We start from the raw sequence: 15,757 nt of genomic DNA on the forward strand, positions 1-15,757 counted from the left end.
ATGAGCGTCTTGATCAATAAAGATACGAAAGTGATTTGCCAGGGCTTCACCGGCGCGCAGGGCACGTTTCACTCGGAACAGGCGATCGCGTACGGCACGCGCATGGTCGGCGGCGTGACGCCCGGCAAAGGCGGCACGACGCATCTGGAGTTGCCCGTGTTCGACACCGTCGCGGATGCGGTCGCGAAGACCGGCGCCGACGCGTCCGTCATCTACGTGCCGCCGCCCTTCGCCGCCGATGCGATCCTCGAAGCCATCGACGCGCAGGTGCCGTTCATCGTCTGCATCACGGAAGGCATTCCGGTGCTCGACATGCTGCGCGTCAAACGCGCGCTCGCCGGTTCGAACAGCCGGCTCGTCGGGCCGAACTGTCCGGGCGTCATCACGCCGGGGCAATGCAAGATCGGGATCATGCCGGGGCATATTCACCAGCCGGGGAAGATCGGCATCGTGTCGCGTTCGGGCACGCTCACGTATGAGGCCGTCGCGCAGACGACCGCCGCCGGGCTCGGGCAGACGACGTGCATCGGCATAGGCGGCGATCCGGTGAACGGCACGAATTTCATCGACTGCCTCGCGCTCTTTCTCGAAGACGACGCCACCGAGGGCATCATCATGATCGGGGAGATCGGTGGATCGGCGGAAGAGGAAGCCGCGCAATTCCTTAAGGAATCGAAGACCAAAAAGCCGGTGGTCGGCTTCATCGCCGGGACGACCGCGCCGCCGGGACGCCGCATGGGCCACGCCGGCGCGATCATCTCGGGCGGCTCGGGCACGGCGAGCGCGAAAATCGACGCGATGAAGTCGGCGGGCATCCATGTCGCGGATTCGCCTGCCGCGCTCGGCGAAACGATGGTCCACGCGATACGCTAGTCGTACCGGTTCAGCGAGCCTGAACGCAAAAAGGCTGCGCGGCAAACGCCACGCAGCCTTTTTCATGACTCGAACTTCAATCCGGCATCAGTCCAGAAAGTCGCAATTCGCCTCGACGAACGCCGCCAGATCCAGCGAATGCTGCTTCACGAGCCGCTCGACCAGTTCGGTGTCCCGCTTCTCCAGCGCCTCGATGATGCGCATGTGATCGACGATCGAGCGCGACGCCCGGTCGCTCTGCGAGATCGTCATCTTACGGATCGCGCGCACGTGCACGAAGATGTTCTTGATCGTCTCGAAGATGATTTCCGACTTCGACAGACGCACGATCGCCGAATGGAACGCGATATTCGCATCCGAATATTCGTCGATGTGCTCGGCGGGCGTCGAGTCGCGGAAATTGTCGAACATGTGGCGCAGATGGGCGATTTCCTCGTCCGTCGCGCGCTGTGTCGCGAGCCGCGCCGCCATGCTTTCCAGCGCCGCCCACATGTGGATCATCTCGACGATCTCGCGCTTGGTCTTGCGCAAGATATAGACACCCCGGCGCGGCACCGTGCGCAGGAAGCCTTCCTGCTCGAGCAGTGTCATGGCCTCGCGGATGGGTGTGCGCGAGACGCCGAGCGCTTCGGTCAGCTCTTTCTCGTCCAGACGGATTTCTTCCCGCGAGCGGTAGATGTCCGCCTCGGCGATCGCCTGCCGCAGCTTCGCGTACGCCTGATCGCGCAGCGAAACCGTGGCATTGATCGGCTCCAGCGAAAGCGTGAGCCCGGACGGACGAACGTCGGGGCGAACTTCCGGCCTGTCTACGGATTGAGTATCAGATGGCATTGATGGCTTGATTTCCCATGTGCGGACGGCGAGGGTCGACACGCTTGCCCGAACCGCCGTTCTGGTCATCCGCCGCAAGACCGGCGAAGCGACCGTGATTCTGTGCGCGCTGCAGCATGCTCTGCGGCACCGCCGACGCAATCATAAACGTAACACCCGTACCCACGGCAACCAGCGCGAATCCGACAACCACCAACAGGGCGATGCTCATTTCAGGCTCCAGTCAAATCACTCAAGAGCCCTCAGTATATGCTGCATCGCAACAGAGATCAACATATTTTGCATCTTGTATATCAGAAACAACGCTGGTGCCTTCGTCTGCAGTTTAGGCGGCTTTTTGCGATTGCGGGAGCGGCAGCGGCTTCGCCGTGCCCTGATTCACGCCCTCGCGCAGCTTGATCAATGCGAGCACCGCGTCGAGCATTGGCGTGTCCACGTGAACGAGACGGCCGATTTCCTGCACGACGGTCATCAGCGGATCGATTTCCATCGGGCGATTGGCCTCGCAGTCCATCAGCATCGACGTTTTGTGCGCGCCGACCGCGCCCGCGCCGTTGATGCGCCGCTCCACGTCGACGCGGAAATTCACGCCGATCTTGTCGCCGATGGCCTTCGCTTCCAGCATCATCGCCTTCGAGAGCGCGCGCGTGCCGGGATCGCTGGTCAGGACGTCGAGCGTCGCGCCGGTCAGCGCGCTGATCGGGTTGAAGCACAGGTTGCCCCAGAGCTTCAGCCAGATTTCGTCGCGGATGTTGTCGCGCATCGGCGCTTCCATGTCCGCCTTGGCCATCATGTCGTGCAGCGCCTGCAGTCGCGGCGTGATTTCACCGCTCGGCTCGCCGATCGGAAACTTCTTGCCGTAGTGATGCTCGATGACACCCGGCTCCGCGATCTCCGCCGCCGGCAGCAGCACGCAGCCGATCGCGCGTTCCGGCCCGAACACGTCCCACTGCCGGCCGCCAGGATCGACGCTCTGCAACTTCGTGCCTTCGAGCTCGCCGCCGTGCTTGTAGAAGTACCAGTACGGCAAACCGTTGACGGCCGTGACGATCGCCGTCTCCGGCCCGAGCAGCGGCGGAATCAGATCGACGACACCGGGAATCGAATGCGCCTTGAGCGCGATGATCACGTAATCCTGCGGACCGAGTTCGGCGGGATTGTTCGTGCAGCGCACCTTGACGACGTGCTCCTGACCATCGATGCGCAGCTTCACGCCGTTCGCCTGCATGGCCGCGAGATGCGGGCCGCGCGCGACGAAACTGACCTCCGCCCCGGCGCGCGCCAGTTGCGCACCCATATATCCGCCGATCGCGCCGGCGCCGTACACGCAGATTTTCATGGTTCGTCTCCTGAGGGTTGTAGCCTTTTAGCTCTCTGATATACAAGATACTACATTCCGTATCGACCAAGAACAAGGCGAATCGTGTACTTGCGGACGAGCGGAAACCCGCATGCGCGAAGCGCGCCGCGGGCTGGAATGAATACAGGGAAAAGCGCCGGTCAGGCGTCGACAGGCTGACCCGAGATCACAGTATGCGACGAGGCCGCCACGATGTGCGACCACACACCGGCCGCGCTCGCGCGCAATGCGCGGCTCTTGCGCCGCACGAGCATGATCGTGCGCGACGTGTCCGGCACTAGCGGGATGAAGCGCGCCTGCGCGCTGTCGCATGCGGCGCGCGCGTGCATCGGCAGAATACCGACGCCGAGTCCCGCTTCCGCCATGCGTGCGACCGCCGCCGACTGGGTGAGTTTCTGGCGAACCGCGCCGGTCACGCCATGCAGCGCAAGCGCGGCTTCGATGGCGACGAGACTGCCGGTGTCATCATCGAGAAGGAGCAGCGGCGTGCCGCGCAATTGCTGCCAGTCGATGCGCGCCGCCTCGCTGAGCCGATGCGACGCGCTCACGACCGCCGCGAGTCCATCGGCGAAAAGCGGTTCGGCGGCGAGTTCGTCGAGATTCTCCGGCGCGATCACGACGCCCAGTTCCGCCTCGCCCGAGCGAACGAGTTGCAGCACGGCGTTCTGCGGCCGATCCATCATCACGATCGTGATATCCGGCAAGCGCTCGCGGCAGGACGCGAGCATGCCGGGCAAGACGCTCGCGGTGAGACCACAACTGCTCGCGAGATTCACGACGCCCGGTTCGCCAGCCTCCTGCGCGCGCGGCCGCAGCGTCGCTTCCAGTTCCTCGACGAGCGGCGCGATGCGCGCGAGCAGGCGGCGCCCGGTGTCGGTGAGTGCGACCTGGCGCGTGGTGCGATCGAAGAGCCGCAGCGCGACTTCGTCTTCGAGTTCTCTGATGCTGCGGCTGACCGCCGATTGCGTGATGCCGAATTCATCGCCCGCGCGCGTGAAGCTGCGATGCCGCGCGAGCGTGACGAACAATCTCAACTGATGCAGCGATACGCTGAGCGATGGAGACGGTTCGCGCGGCATGCCTCGACTTGCCCTTACTGAACCGTGTTGCGCGATGCGTCCCAGCCCGTCTGGAACGACGCGTTGACCGATGAATCCGCCGACGTTTCCGTCAGCGTGTTTTCGATCCAGCGCTTGCGCATCGGTGCGAGGACGAACTTTGCGCACAGTCCCGCCGCGATCGACGTCACGGCCGCCGCGATGAACACCGCGTTCCACGAACCGACCGACGCGAGCACCGATGCAAGCGGCACCAGCATCGATGCCGTGCCCTTCGCCGTGTACAACGTGCCCGCGTTGGCGGCGGCGTACTTGCTGCCGAAGGTATCGGCGCAGGTCGCCGGGAAGATCGAGAAGATTTCGCCCCAGCACAGGAACGTCATCGCCGCGAACAGCATGAAGAGATACGGATCGTGCCCGAACTCCATCAGCCCGAGCAGCGCGACGCCTTCGCCCAGGAAGATGATGAACATCGTGTTCTCGCGGCCGATCTTGTCCGAGATGAAACCGCACAGCGGACGCGTGAAGCCGTTGCACAGGTTATCGATGGACAACGTCATCGCGAGCAGCGGCAGCGTCACGCCCAGCAGGTTCACCGGCATCTTCGCGAAGCCGTACTCCTTCGCGATCGGCCCGAACTGCGCGGTCGCGATCACGCCGCCCGCCGCGACGAACACGAACATCAGGTACAGCACCCAGAAGAGCGGCGAGCGCACGATCTGCCCTGTCGTGTAGTCGATTTTCGTCGACACGATACGCTTGGCCGGCACGATGCCCTTCGGCGGATTGGGCCGCACGAGCATCAGCGCCAGCACAAAAATGCACGCGCCCTGCAGGATGCCGAAGAACATGAACGCGTGCTCGTAGCCCGAGCTCTGGATCATGTTGGAGATCGGAATCACGGTGACGGCCGCGCCCGCGCCGAAGCCCGCCGCCGTCATGCCCGCAGCGAGACCGCGCTTGTCCGGGAACCACTTGAGCGCCGTGCCGACGCACGTGCCGTACACGCAGCCCGCGCCGATGCCCGCGACCACCGCCCCGATGTAGAGATGGATGAGACTCGTCGCATTCGCGTCGATGATCCAGCCGAGCGCCGCGCAGATCGAACCGCCGATGACGACCGGCCGCGGGCCGAACTTGTCGACGAGCCAGCCCTCGACGGGCACAAGCCAGGTTTCGGTGACGATGAAAATAGTGAAGGCGGTCTGAATCGCCGCCTGACCCCAGTGATGCTTCGCATCCATTGGGACGACGAACAGGGTCCATGCGTACTGCAGGTTGGCGACCAGCCCCATGCATATGATGCCGATCACTAGCTGGAACCATCTGTTGTGATGACGCCCGTGCGATTGCCCGGACACAACCGTGTCTGCGCTTGCCATGTCTGTCTCCGTTATGTTTTCTAGCGCTCGTACGGCGCTTGATGTGCTGCGAGAAACCGGCGCGGTGCGCCGGCGGCGGGCGGTCGGTCAGGGGAAGTGCTCGGTCCAGGCGGCGTGGGCGTGAGGCCGCCTGTCGCGCATGTCGCGCGTGCTGCACATACTGAAGTGGGCGATCGATTCGCACGTCAGGCAAACATCCGCGTCAGGCGATCGACGAATCATTTCAAGCGATTCCCAATAAAGTCCGGATGGTTGATGCGCCTTTGCAGGCTTCGGGTTTTTGCTGAGTCGTGCCGTGATACATGGCGAAAAGCGCGTGGCCGATGCTCGGGGTTAAGCATAACCGTTCGTGCTAGCCGCGACCGTCCTCCTTACAACTTTTGGGGACGTGAAAGCATCGTGGGGGAGAAAAACGATTAAGGAAAGTTAGAAAAAATTATTGTATAAATTAGCTATCGTTAATGGATGAAGGATCGCCGTGCTCCGCAACGCTACCCTGCGTCAGTTGAAGATCTTCGAGACCGTTGCCCGTCGACTGAGTTTTTCTCGCGCCGCCGAGGAACTCTATCTCACTCAGCCCGCCGTCTCGACGCAGGTCAAGCAACTGGAGGAGCACGCTGGCTTGCCGCTCTTCGAGCAGTTGGGCAAGAAAATCTACCTCACGCCGGCCGGGAATGAAATGCTCCATTACAGCCGTGCGATCCTGGAGCAATTCCGCGAAGCCGACGACGCGATGGCACGGCTCAAGGGCATTTCGGGCGGCACGCTGAGTGTCGCGGTGATCAGCGCGGGCGATTATTTTTTTCCGCGACTGCTTGCGGCATTCACGCAGCGTAATACCGATGTCAGGCTCAACCTTGCGGTACACAATCGCGAAGAACTGCTGCATCAGCTTTCCGACAATCTCACCGACCTCGCCGTGATGGTGCGTCCGCCGCGCGACATGGATACGGTCAACGTTTCCTTTGCACCGCATCCGTATGTGATCGTCGCGCCGCCGGATCATCCGCTCGTCGGACGCAAAAACGTACCGCTCGAAGCACTGGCCGACGAGCCGTTCATCGTCCGCGAGCGAGGTTCGGATACCTGGAACTCGATGGAGGAAGGTTTCGCGGGCCGGCTCTCGAACCTGAACGTCGCGATGGAAATCACCAGCACGGAGACGATCAAGCAGGCGGTGATCGCCGGCATGGGCGTGAGCTTTCTGTCCGCGCACACGATCAGCATGGAGCTGCAGGTCGGCAAACTGGCGGTGCTCGATATCGAGGGTTTTCCCGTGATGCTCAACTGGTTCGTCGTGCATCGGAACAACAAGCGTCTGCCGCCGGTGGCGCTCGCCTTCAAGCAGTTTCTCGTCGAAGAAGGGGCCGCACAGATCGAAGCGATCACGCAAATCGTCGCGAAGACCGGAAAGCCCAATTCATAACGCTTCCTGAATATATAAGCGAAAAAACTTTAACTATCGTATATGGATCGTGTTACCTATCCTGCATTCATGCCCCCGGCCATACAGGAGACGATCATGATCCATGCAATGTACAGCGATGACCGCGAAGTTCAGGCGCAAGTCTGCGCATTCAATACCGCTTTCGAAGAACTCGATCTGATGTTCCGCTGGGATGTGCAGACCTATCTCGCGCTTGCGTCGGCGGACAGCGACTACGGGAAGATCGCGCAGTACATCGAGACGCACTCTCCGCATCTCCTGAAGGCGTACAGCGCGGAGTTTCTCTGCCAGGCGATCGTCGAGCGCAAGAATTCGACTGTCGAAGCATGCCGGCAAAACACGGTTCAATATGAAGACAGCACGCAGCGGGCGCGGCTTTGGCGAGCGCGCAACCAGGAAACGGCGCGCGCTTAAGGCTCTTCACTCTCGACAAGGGCGGTCCGGGAAATTCCGGACCGCCCTTTTGCGTCTTCTCGTGTTTGCATGATTCGCCGCGGTTGCCCGCGGCGGCGTTTCCCTTAAGGCGTCAGTGCGACCCAGACTGCCTTCGGCTCGGTGAAGTTCTCGATGGCGACATCGCCATGTTCGCGGCCGAAGCCGGAATCGCCTGAGCCACCCCACGGCAGTCGTACATCGGTGAAGCCGTAGGTATTCACCCAGACCGTGCCCGCCTTCAGTTCGGCAGCCATGCGATGCACGCGGCCGATATCCGCGCTCCATACAGCCGCGGCGAGACTGTAGGCGGTGCCGTTGGCGATGCGCAATGCGTCGGCTTCATCGTCAAAGGGGATGACGCTCGCGACCGGCCCGAAGATTTCCTCCTGCGAGATGCGCATCTCGTGTTCGACATTCGCGAACACTGTCGGCTCGACGAAAAAGCCGCGCTCGCCTGAGCGCCTGCCGCCCGTCACGAGCGACGCGCCCTCTTCCTTGCCGACATCCACATAGTCCAGCACGCTCTTCATCTGCTTGGCGGAGATGAGCGGGCCCATATTGGTTTCACGGCTCGACGGATCGCCGAGCTTGATGGTCCGCGCGCGCTGGGCGAGGCGCTCGACGACTTCGTCGTAGACGGCGCGTTGCGCGAGAATCCGCGAGCCCGCCGAGCAGACCTGGCCGGCGTTGAAGAAGATGCCGGAGGCTGCCGCGCGCACGGCGCCGTCGAGATTCGCGTCCGCGAAAATCACGTTGGCGGACTTGCCGCCGAGTTCGAGCGTGACGCGCTTGAAGTTGCCCGCCGCGCCTTGCAGGATGCCGCGTCCGACCGACGGCGACCCGGTGAACGTGACCTTGTCGACGCCGGGATGCGCGACGAGCGCGTCGCCGACGACCGAGCCCTTGCCGGTCACGATATTGAGCACGCCCGGCGGCACGCCGGCTTCGAGCGCGAGCCGTCCGACCATCAGCGCGGAGAGCGGCGTGATTTCGGCGGGTTTCACGATCAGCGTACAGCCGCATGCGAGCGCGGGCGCGATCTTCCACATGCCGATCATCAGCGGGAAATTCCACGGCACGATCGCCGCGACGACGCCGACGGGTTCGCGAACGGTGTAGGTCAGCGCGTCGGGGCGCGCGGGCACGACCTGGCCGTTGATCTTGTCGCACCAGCCGGCGTAATAGGCGAGTGTGTCGATGGCGGCGGGCACGTCCTGGCGTTGCACGCCCGCGATCGGCTTGCCTGCGTCGAGACTTTCGAGCGCCGCGAGTTCTTCCTGATTTTCGCGGAGCAACTCGGCGAGCTTCATCAGGATGCGGCCGCGCTCGGCTGCACGGATCGCGTTCCACCGTTTGAGCGCGGCGCGCGCGGCCTGCACTGCGCGGTCGACATCGGCGGACGTACCCTGTGCCACGCGGGATATCGGGTTCTCTGTGGCGGGATCGAGGTTCGTCGAATATTCACCTCCGCTCGGAGGAACGAATTCGCCGTTGATCAGCAATTCGTAGCGCTTGAGGTCCGTGTTGTTGTCCATGTCTCGCTCCATGTGATTTTCAGAATCACCTCATGTTGGCGCAGAACCACCATTCACGAAAGCAAAACATTCTTATCGTTTATATAGGACGGAATGTATGAACGGATATAGCGGCGAGGGGTGAGGTTGGGGCTGGTGCGGCGTCATGACCTTGACCATCGTACGGCGTTATACTGCGGGCCTTCAATTTTCCGCAAGTCATCGAGCGATACGTATGAAGCCACTACCTCCCTGCCCCCAGTGCCAATCGGCATTCACATACGAAGATGCGGGCATGTATATCTGCCCCGAATGCGCGCACGAGTGGTCCGCGCAGACGGACAGCGCATCGGAACCCGCCGCCAAGATCTATCGTGATTCCGCTGGGAACGTTCTTCACGATGGCGACACAGTTACTGTCATCAAGGATCTGAAGCTCAAAGGCGGCGGCGGCGTGGTGAAGATGGGCACGAAAGTCAAAAACATTCGGCTCGTCGATGCCGATCATGACATCGACTGCAAGATCGATGGCTTTGGAGCCATGAGTCTCAAGACGGAATTCGTCAAAAAGGCTTAACGTAGTCTACGTTCCAAGGAAGCCTATACGCGGCGAATTGTGTAGGCATCCTTATATGATCTGATTTTGCGAGTGCAGGGCCACATTCCTCACGACCCACACACCGGCGGCCGATAACCCGGAATCTGCCGCAACGCATGATCGCAAGCCGCCGATAGCGCGGCCAGCCGCTCCACATTCGCGCGCATGTCGACTTGCGTCTGCGCGATCGTCTCGCGAATTCTCTCAACACGCGGCATGATGCCCTCCGCAATCACCGCGCACTCAGCATCTCTACCAATACACGCTTGCGCATCCTCGCGCGCTTCGTGCAGTTCCATCACCGAAACCTTGTTCTGTGCGAGAAGACGCGCATAAGCTTCTGCCAGTTCGCCGAGGCCCATCGATTGCATTCGCGCGACGAAATCCCGCGTCGATCGATAAGCGAGCTCGCCCGCGTCATAGGCCATGAATTGAGCGTCGAAGATGGAAAGCGAGAGACGTCCTTCGGGGGTCTGGAATTCGAGCTTGGTCGGCATGATCCAAATTGCGTGGTTTGAGGTGCCCGAATTCTATGAACCCGACCGCCTAGCGCCTTTCGGACTACGGCGAAAGTTATGGCAAAGACATGCAATGCAGCGTTGCGATACGCAGTCATCCAACGAAGCGAATGTTCAATGAGCCGAAACGATAAACGCCTGTCGCACCGCAATCGGATACGTCTCCCCGATCAGACTTAATTAACCGTTACACGAGCCGCAACGCGAATAACGCATTTTCGCCTTGAAAAGATGTATTCCCTATACCAACATTGAAGTCATCTTTCGTGCTGGCCTTTCCCACATTGCCAAGCGAGATCCGAAGCGCCCCATGGATGAGAAAAACGAAATACGCCAGTCCGAAGAGTTGCGCAGCTTTCTGTTTCTGACCGTCGTCATGGTTCCCGTACTCACGGTCATGATCATTGCCGCTTACGGATTCGCGGTCTGGTTCTATCAGATGCTGGTTGGCGGCCCGCCACATCATTAACGAGCGTCGCGATTATTTCAATTAAATGAAGCTCAAGCTCGTCGATAGCAGTAATCGTTTCGACGATAAGACTGATCAGTCTTGCGAGTATCACATCGCCGGGGTCGTTGTATACGCACGAATAGAAGCCTTGGCACGCGTCAAGCAGGCGCTCGCCGCATTGCCCGGCGCACAGGTTCACGGATCGAGCGCCGAAGGCAGGATCGTGCTCACGCTCGAAGCGGACCGCTCATCCCATGTCGCCGATCAATTGCACGCGGCGCAGTCGATACCCGATGTCGTGAGCATCGCGCTCGTCTATCAGCATCACGAACACGCCGATTCGCTGAACGAGGAAATCCCCGATGAAACTGACTCGTCGCGCGTTCATTAAGCAGACCGCCGCCACCACGGCCGCCGCATCCGCGGGCATCACGCTGCCCGGCATGGAGGCCGTCGCCCAGAGCGACGACATCGCGTGGTCCAAGGCGCCCTGCCGCTTCTGCGGCACGGGATGCGGCGTGCTCGTCGGGGTGAAGGGCAATCAGGTGGTCGCGACGCAGGCGGACCCGCAAGCCGAAGTCAATCGCGGGCTCAACTGCGTGAAGGGCTACTTCCTCTCGAAGATCATGTACGGCCAGGATCGCCTGACCACGCCGCTCATGCGCATGAAGAACGGCAAGTTCGACAAGACCGGCGAGTTCCAGCCCGTCTCGTGGGACGTCGCGTTCGATGTGATGGCCGACCAGTTCAAGCGTGCGCTGAAGGAAAAAGGCCCGACCGCCGTCGGCATGTTCGGCTCGGGGCAATGGACCGTGTGGGAAGGCTACGCGGCCGTCAAGCTGATGAAAGCGGGCTTTCGCAGCAACAACCTCGACCCGAACGCGCGGCACTGCATGGCCTCGGCCGTGACGGGCTTCATGCGCACCTTCGGCATGGACGAGCCGATGGGCTGCTACGACGACATCGAGGCAACCGATGCCTTCGTGCTGTGGGGCTCCAACATGGCGGAGATGCATCCGGTGCTATGGACGCGCGTGACGGCGCGGCGGCTGTCGAACCAGAACGTGCGCGTCGTCGTTCTCTCGACGTTCGAGCATCGTTCATTCGATCTCGCCGACGAGACCATCGTCTTCACGCCGCAGTCCGATCTCGCGATCATGAATTACATCGCGAACTACATCATCAAGAACGGCAAGGTGAACCGGGCGTTCGTCGACAAGCACACGAATTTCAGGAAGGGCAACGCGGATATCGGCTATGGGCTGCGTCCCGACAATCCGCTGCAGAAGGCGGCGAAGAACGCCGGCGACCCGAACGGCTCGCAGCCGATCAGCTTCGACGAGTTCGCGCAGTTCGTCTCGCGCTACGACGCGGCCTATGTGACGAAGCTCTCGGGCGTGCCGAAGAACAAGCTCGATCAACTCGCGAAGCTGTACGCCGATCCGAAGACCAAGGTCGTGTCCTTCTGGACGATGGGCTTCAATCAGCACACGCGCGGCACATGGGCCAACAACATGGTCTACAACCTGCACTTGCTGACGGGCAAGATCTCCACGCCCGGCAATAGTCCGTTCTCGCTGACGGGACAGCCTTCGGCATGCGGCACGGCGCGCGAAGTCGGCACGTTCTCGCATCGGCTACCCGCCGACATGGTCGTGACCAACCCGAAGCATCGCGAGGAAGCGGAGCACATCTGGAAGCTGCCCGAGGGAACGATTCCCGACAAGCCGGGCTTTCACGCCGTCCTGCAAAACCGCATGCTGCGCGACGGCAAGCTCAACGCCTATTGGGTGATGGTCAACAACAACATGCAGGCCGCCGCGAACATCAACAACGAGGCGTTGCCGGGGTATCGCAAGGAATCGAATTTCGTCGTCGTGTCGGATGTCTATCCGACGGTCACGGCCGTCGCCGCCGACCTGATCCTGCCGTCCGCGATGTGGGTCGAGAAAGAAGGCGCGTACGGCAACGCGGAGCGGCGCACCCAGTTCTGGCATCAACTGGTGCAGGCGCCCGCCGGCGCGCGTTCGGATCTCTGGCAGATCGTCGAGTTCTCGAAGCGCTTCAAGGTCGAGGAGGTCTGGCCCGCCGAACTCATCGCGAAGAAGCCGGAATACAAGGGCAAGACGCTCTACGACATTCTTTATCGGAACGGCCAGGTCGACAAGTTTCCCGCATCGCAAATAGACGCGAAGTATCGCAACAACGAAGCGGCGGCGTTCGGCTTCTACGTGCAGAAGGGTCTGTTCGAGGAGTACGCGAGTTTCGGGCGCGGCCACGGTCACGATCTCGCGCCGTTCGACATGTACCACCAGGCGCGCGGCATCCGCTGGCCGGTCGTCAACGGCAAGGAGACGCTCTGGCGCTACAAGGAAGGCTCCGATCCCTATGTGAAGGCCGGCGCCGACTGGCAGTTCTACGGCAATCCGGATGGCCGCGCCGTGATCTACGCGCTGCCCTACGAGCCGCCGCCGGAATCGCCGGACAAGGAATATCCGTTCTGGCTCGCGACGGGTCGCGTGCTCGAGCACTGGCATTCCGGGTCGATGACGCGCCGCGTGCCCGAGCTCTATCGCGCGTTTCCGAACGCCGTATGCTTCATGCATCCCGATGACGCGAAGGCGCTCGGCATCCGGCGCGGCGTGGAAGTGCGCGTGATATCGCGGCGCGGCGAGATGCGCACGCGCGTGGAGACGCGCGGCCGCGACAAGCCGCCGCGCGGGCTCGTGTTCGTGCCGTGGTTCGATGCGAGCCAGCTCATCAACAAGGTGACGCTCGACGCCACCGATCCGATCTCGTTCCAGACCGACTACAAGAAGTGCGCGGTCAGGATCGTGCGGGTCTAGGAGCACATGTCATGCGCACGCTGATCGCTCTCGTCATCGCATCACTGCTCGCGCTTGCCGCCATCGCGATCGCGCAGCCCACCGTCCCGAATCTGCCGTTCCACGACTCGTTGCGCGGCACGACGCCGATCGGCGAAGAGACCCGCGCGCCGCTCCTCGCGCCCACCGAAAACAAGGACGTGATACGCGGCCTCAACTACGCGCAGCAACCGCCGACGATCCCGCACAAGATCGATAACTATCAGCTCGACAAGAACGCGAACCGCTGTCTCGCGTGTCATGCGCGCAGCCGTGTCGAAGAGAGCGGCGCCGTGCCCGTCGCGGTATCGCATTACATGGACCGTGAAGGCATGGTGTCCGGGCATCTGTCGCCGCGCCGCTATTTCTGCACGCAGTGCCATGTTCCGCAGGCGGATACGAAGCCGCTCGTCGGCAATACGTTCGTCGCTGTCGAAGACATCAAACGGCAGCCGGCATCCAAGAACCAGAAACGATGAGCGATCGCCATGTGGGCACTGATCAAGCGCTACTGGATCACCATCCGAAGGCCGAGCCTGTATTACAGCCTCGGTTTTCTGACTTTGGGCGGCTTCGTCGCGGGCGTGATCTTCTGGGGCGCCTTCAATACCGCGATGGAACTCACCAACACCGAAGTCTTCTGCACCGGCTGTCACGAGATGCGCGACAACACCTATGCGGAACTCAAGAACACGATCCACTTCAGCAATCGTACCGGCGTGCACGCCAAGTGCTCGGACTGCCACGTGCCGCACAACTGGACCGACAAGATCGCGCGCAAGATGCAGGCGTCGAAGGAAGTGTGGGCCAAGGTATTCGGCACCGTGAACACGCGCGAGAAGTTTCTCGACAAGCGGCTCGAACTCGCCGAGCACGAATGGGAGCGCTTCAAGGCCAACGATTCGCTCGAATGCCGCAATTGCCATTCGTTCCAGTACATGGACTTCACGCGCCAGAGTCCGCGCGCGCAGGAGGCGCATCAGCGCTTCCTGGAGACGGGCGAGAAGACGTGCATCGATTGCCACAAGGGCATCGCGCATGAATTGCCGAACATGGTGAAGGCTCAGGAGATCGAGGACAGAAAGAAGAAGTAAGCGACGCTCGGCCACGCCTTCGAGGAGAGAGGAAACATCGATGCTCAGCGCCCGGCAACTCGACGTGATGCGCGGCAGCCGCACCATCGTGGCCGGCGCGGATTTGCGTGTCGATAGCGGCGCGGCGCTCGTCATCCACGGCGCGAACGGAAGCGGCAAGAGCTCGCTGATCGCCGCGCTCGCGGGCCTGCTGCCGCTCGCGGCAGGACGCGTGTCGTGGCGCGGCATCGACGTGCGCGACGATCCTCCTCGCTTTCGCCGCGACCTAGCCTGGCTCGGCCATGCCGACGGCTTCAACGGAGAACTGACCGTCGCGGAGAATCTGCGTTTCGCCGCGTTGCTCGGCGCGAGCGCGGCGCATCGGAACGAGCGCGACGTGCTCGACCGCGCCGCCGTGCTGCCGCTCATGCACACGCGTCTCAACCGTCTCTCGCAAGGGCAGCGAAGACGCGTCGCGCTCGCGCGTCTCGTGCTGTCAGGCAAGCCGCTCTGGCTGCTCGACGAACCCACCGACGCCATCGACGAGAGCGGCGCGCTCTGGTTTGCCGGGTGCATCGACGATCATCTGCGGGAAGGCGGCACGCTCGTCGCGACGACGCATCGCCCGTTGCCCGTCGATGCCGCGCGCACACGGCACCTGCATCTCGCGCGAGGCGCCGCATGATCGGGCTGACGCTTCAGGTGATTCGCCGCGAACTGCTTCTGAACTGGCGCTCCCGCACGCTGACGCTGTCCGTGCTGCTGTTCTTCGTATTAGCGTCGAGCCTGTTTCCGCTCGGCATCGGTCCCGAGCCGAAGCTCCTGCACGCGATCGCGCCGGGCGTGCTGTGGGTCACGGCATTGTTCGCGGCGTTGCTTTCGGCGGGCCAGCTCTTCAGCAACGATTTCGCGAGCGGTGCGCTCGAGCAGATGCTGCTTTCGCCGCAGCCGCTCGCGGGCATCGTGTTCGGCAAGATCGCCGCGCACTGGCTCACGACGGGTCTCGCGCTCGTCGTGCTCGCGCCGGTCGTCGCGCTCGAATACGGGCTCGATGCGCGCACGATTCTCATGCTGATGGCCTCGCTCCTGATCGGCACGCCGCTGCTGTCGCTGATCGGTTCGATGGGCGCGGCGCTCACGCTCGGCGTGCGCGGCGGCAGCGTCGTGCTCGCTCTGTTGATCCTGCCGCTTTACGTGCCGGTGCTCGTGTTCGGTGTCGGCGTGGCCGATCCGGCGGCGAGCATCGCATGGTCGAACGCGAATTTCTCGCTGCTCGCGGCGGCCCTCTGTCTTGCGCTGTGGCTATGTCCGTGGGCAAGCGCCGCGGCGCTGCGCATATCGATGGAATAGCGC

The 15,757-nt window shown here is 62.3% G+C and carries 18 protein-coding genes; 11 read left to right on the forward strand and 7 right to left on the reverse strand.

The window, feature by feature from the left end; all coding sequences use genetic code 11:
- On the forward strand, positions 1 to 873 hold the full coding sequence (gene sucD / locus ACEN42_RS21020) for a succinate--CoA ligase subunit alpha (RefSeq protein WP_238292845.1): 873 nt from the start codon (positions 1 to 3) through the stop codon (positions 871 to 873).
- An 87-nt stretch (positions 874 to 960) separates the two neighbouring features.
- On the opposite strand, the gene ACEN42_RS21025 is transcribed toward sucD, so the two are convergent.
- The 5 genes from ACEN42_RS21025 to oxlT form a co-directional block, all read right to left on the reverse strand.
- Positions 961 to 1,704 carry a GntR family transcriptional regulator gene (locus ACEN42_RS21025; protein ID WP_035502489.1) on the reverse strand — a complete coding sequence of 248 codons (744 nt, stop codon included), beginning with the start codon at positions 1,702 to 1,704 and terminating at the stop codon, positions 961 to 963.
- A complete protein-coding gene (locus tag ACEN42_RS21030) occupies positions 1,694 to 1,915 on the reverse strand; it encodes a hypothetical protein (RefSeq protein WP_371881310.1) in 222 nt (73 codons plus the stop codon). Before ACEN42_RS21030 ends, ACEN42_RS21025 begins: the two co-directional genes overlap by 11 nt.
- Positions 1,916 to 2,029: 114 nt before the next feature.
- Positions 2,030 to 3,043, reverse strand: a complete 1,014-nt coding sequence (locus tag ACEN42_RS21035; protein WP_035502487.1) for a 2-dehydropantoate 2-reductase — start codon at positions 3,041 to 3,043, stop codon at positions 2,030 to 2,032.
- A 161-nt stretch (positions 3,044 to 3,204) separates the two neighbouring features.
- The gene (locus tag ACEN42_RS21040) at positions 3,205 to 4,143 is read right to left on the reverse strand and encodes a LysR family transcriptional regulator (RefSeq protein ID WP_371881311.1); all 939 of its coding nucleotides are present in this window, start codon (positions 4,141 to 4,143) and stop codon (positions 3,205 to 3,207) included.
- A 14-nt stretch (positions 4,144 to 4,157) separates the two neighbouring features.
- Positions 4,158 to 5,504, reverse strand: coding sequence for an oxalate/formate MFS antiporter (gene oxlT / locus ACEN42_RS21045; protein ID WP_371881312.1), 1,347 nt, complete (start codon positions 5,502 to 5,504; stop codon positions 4,158 to 4,160).
- A 478-nt stretch (positions 5,505 to 5,982) separates the two neighbouring features.
- On the opposite strand from oxlT, the gene ACEN42_RS21050 reads away from it, so the two are divergent.
- Both ACEN42_RS21050 and ACEN42_RS21055 read left to right on the forward strand, forming a co-directional pair.
- On the forward strand, positions 5,983 to 6,930 hold the full coding sequence (locus ACEN42_RS21050; protein ID WP_035502484.1) for a LysR family transcriptional regulator: 948 nt from the start codon (positions 5,983 to 5,985) through the stop codon (positions 6,928 to 6,930).
- A gap of 96 nt (positions 6,931 to 7,026) precedes the next feature.
- Positions 7,027 to 7,365, forward strand: a complete 339-nt coding sequence (locus tag ACEN42_RS21055; protein WP_187605223.1) for a hypothetical protein — start codon at positions 7,027 to 7,029, stop codon at positions 7,363 to 7,365.
- Between the two features lie 104 nt (positions 7,366 to 7,469).
- Here ACEN42_RS21055 and ACEN42_RS21060 read toward each other — a convergent pair whose 3' ends face one another.
- Complete coding sequence (locus ACEN42_RS21060) at positions 7,470 to 8,921, reverse strand: aldehyde dehydrogenase family protein (RefSeq protein ID WP_371881313.1); 1,452 nt, start codon at positions 8,919 to 8,921, stop codon at positions 7,470 to 7,472.
- Between the two features lie 214 nt (positions 8,922 to 9,135).
- Between ACEN42_RS21060 and ACEN42_RS21065 the strand changes: the two genes are divergently transcribed.
- Positions 9,136 to 9,477, forward strand: a complete 342-nt coding sequence (locus ACEN42_RS21065) for a zinc ribbon domain-containing protein YjdM (RefSeq protein ID WP_371882269.1) — start codon at positions 9,136 to 9,138, stop codon at positions 9,475 to 9,477.
- An 89-nt stretch (positions 9,478 to 9,566) separates the two neighbouring features.
- Here ACEN42_RS21065 and ACEN42_RS21070 read toward each other — a convergent pair whose 3' ends face one another.
- The gene (locus ACEN42_RS21070; RefSeq protein WP_187605226.1) at positions 9,567 to 9,995 is read right to left on the reverse strand and encodes a hypothetical protein; all 429 of its coding nucleotides are present in this window, start codon (positions 9,993 to 9,995) and stop codon (positions 9,567 to 9,569) included.
- Positions 9,996 to 10,326: 331 nt separating this feature from the next.
- Here ACEN42_RS21070 and napE point away from each other — a divergent pair, with 331 nt between their 5' ends.
- The 7 genes from napE to ccmB are packed head-to-tail and all read left to right on the forward strand — an operon-like array spanning position 10,327 to position 15,754.
- The gene (gene napE, locus ACEN42_RS21075; RefSeq protein ID WP_035502476.1) at positions 10,327 to 10,485 is read left to right on the forward strand and encodes a periplasmic nitrate reductase, NapE protein; all 159 of its coding nucleotides are present in this window, start codon (positions 10,327 to 10,329) and stop codon (positions 10,483 to 10,485) included.
- Positions 10,486 to 10,510: 25 nt separating this feature from the next.
- Positions 10,511 to 10,858: a chaperone NapD gene (locus ACEN42_RS21080; protein WP_273654951.1), complete on the forward strand. Its 348-nt coding sequence runs from the start codon at positions 10,511 to 10,513 to the stop codon at positions 10,856 to 10,858.
- Positions 10,830 to 13,313, forward strand: coding sequence for a periplasmic nitrate reductase subunit alpha (gene napA, locus ACEN42_RS21085; RefSeq protein WP_250484358.1), 2,484 nt, complete (start codon positions 10,830 to 10,832; stop codon positions 13,311 to 13,313). The genes ACEN42_RS21080 and napA overlap by 29 nt, the downstream gene beginning before the upstream one ends.
- A gap of 11 nt (positions 13,314 to 13,324) precedes the next feature.
- Entirely contained in the window at positions 13,325 to 13,810 is a 486-nt protein-coding gene (locus tag ACEN42_RS21090) for a nitrate reductase cytochrome c-type subunit (protein ID WP_187605230.1), read from the forward strand.
- A 9-nt stretch (positions 13,811 to 13,819) separates the two neighbouring features.
- Entirely contained in the window at positions 13,820 to 14,425 is a 606-nt protein-coding gene (locus tag ACEN42_RS21095; RefSeq protein WP_187605231.1) for a NapC/NirT family cytochrome c, read from the forward strand.
- A gap of 40 nt (positions 14,426 to 14,465) precedes the next feature.
- A complete protein-coding gene (gene ccmA / locus ACEN42_RS21100) occupies positions 14,466 to 15,089 on the forward strand; it encodes a heme ABC exporter ATP-binding protein CcmA (RefSeq protein WP_371881314.1) in 624 nt (207 codons plus the stop codon).
- Positions 15,086 to 15,754 carry a heme exporter protein CcmB gene (gene ccmB / locus ACEN42_RS21105; RefSeq protein ID WP_371881315.1) on the forward strand — a complete coding sequence of 223 codons (669 nt, stop codon included), beginning with the start codon at positions 15,086 to 15,088 and terminating at the stop codon, positions 15,752 to 15,754. The genes ccmA and ccmB overlap by 4 nt, the downstream gene beginning before the upstream one ends.
- Positions 15,755 to 15,757 lie beyond the last annotated feature (3 nt).

The sequence above is a fragment of the Caballeronia sp. S22 genome (genome assembly GCF_964261745.1).
GTDB classification, from domain to species: Bacteria; Pseudomonadota; Gammaproteobacteria; order Burkholderiales; family Burkholderiaceae; genus Caballeronia; species Caballeronia jiangsuensis.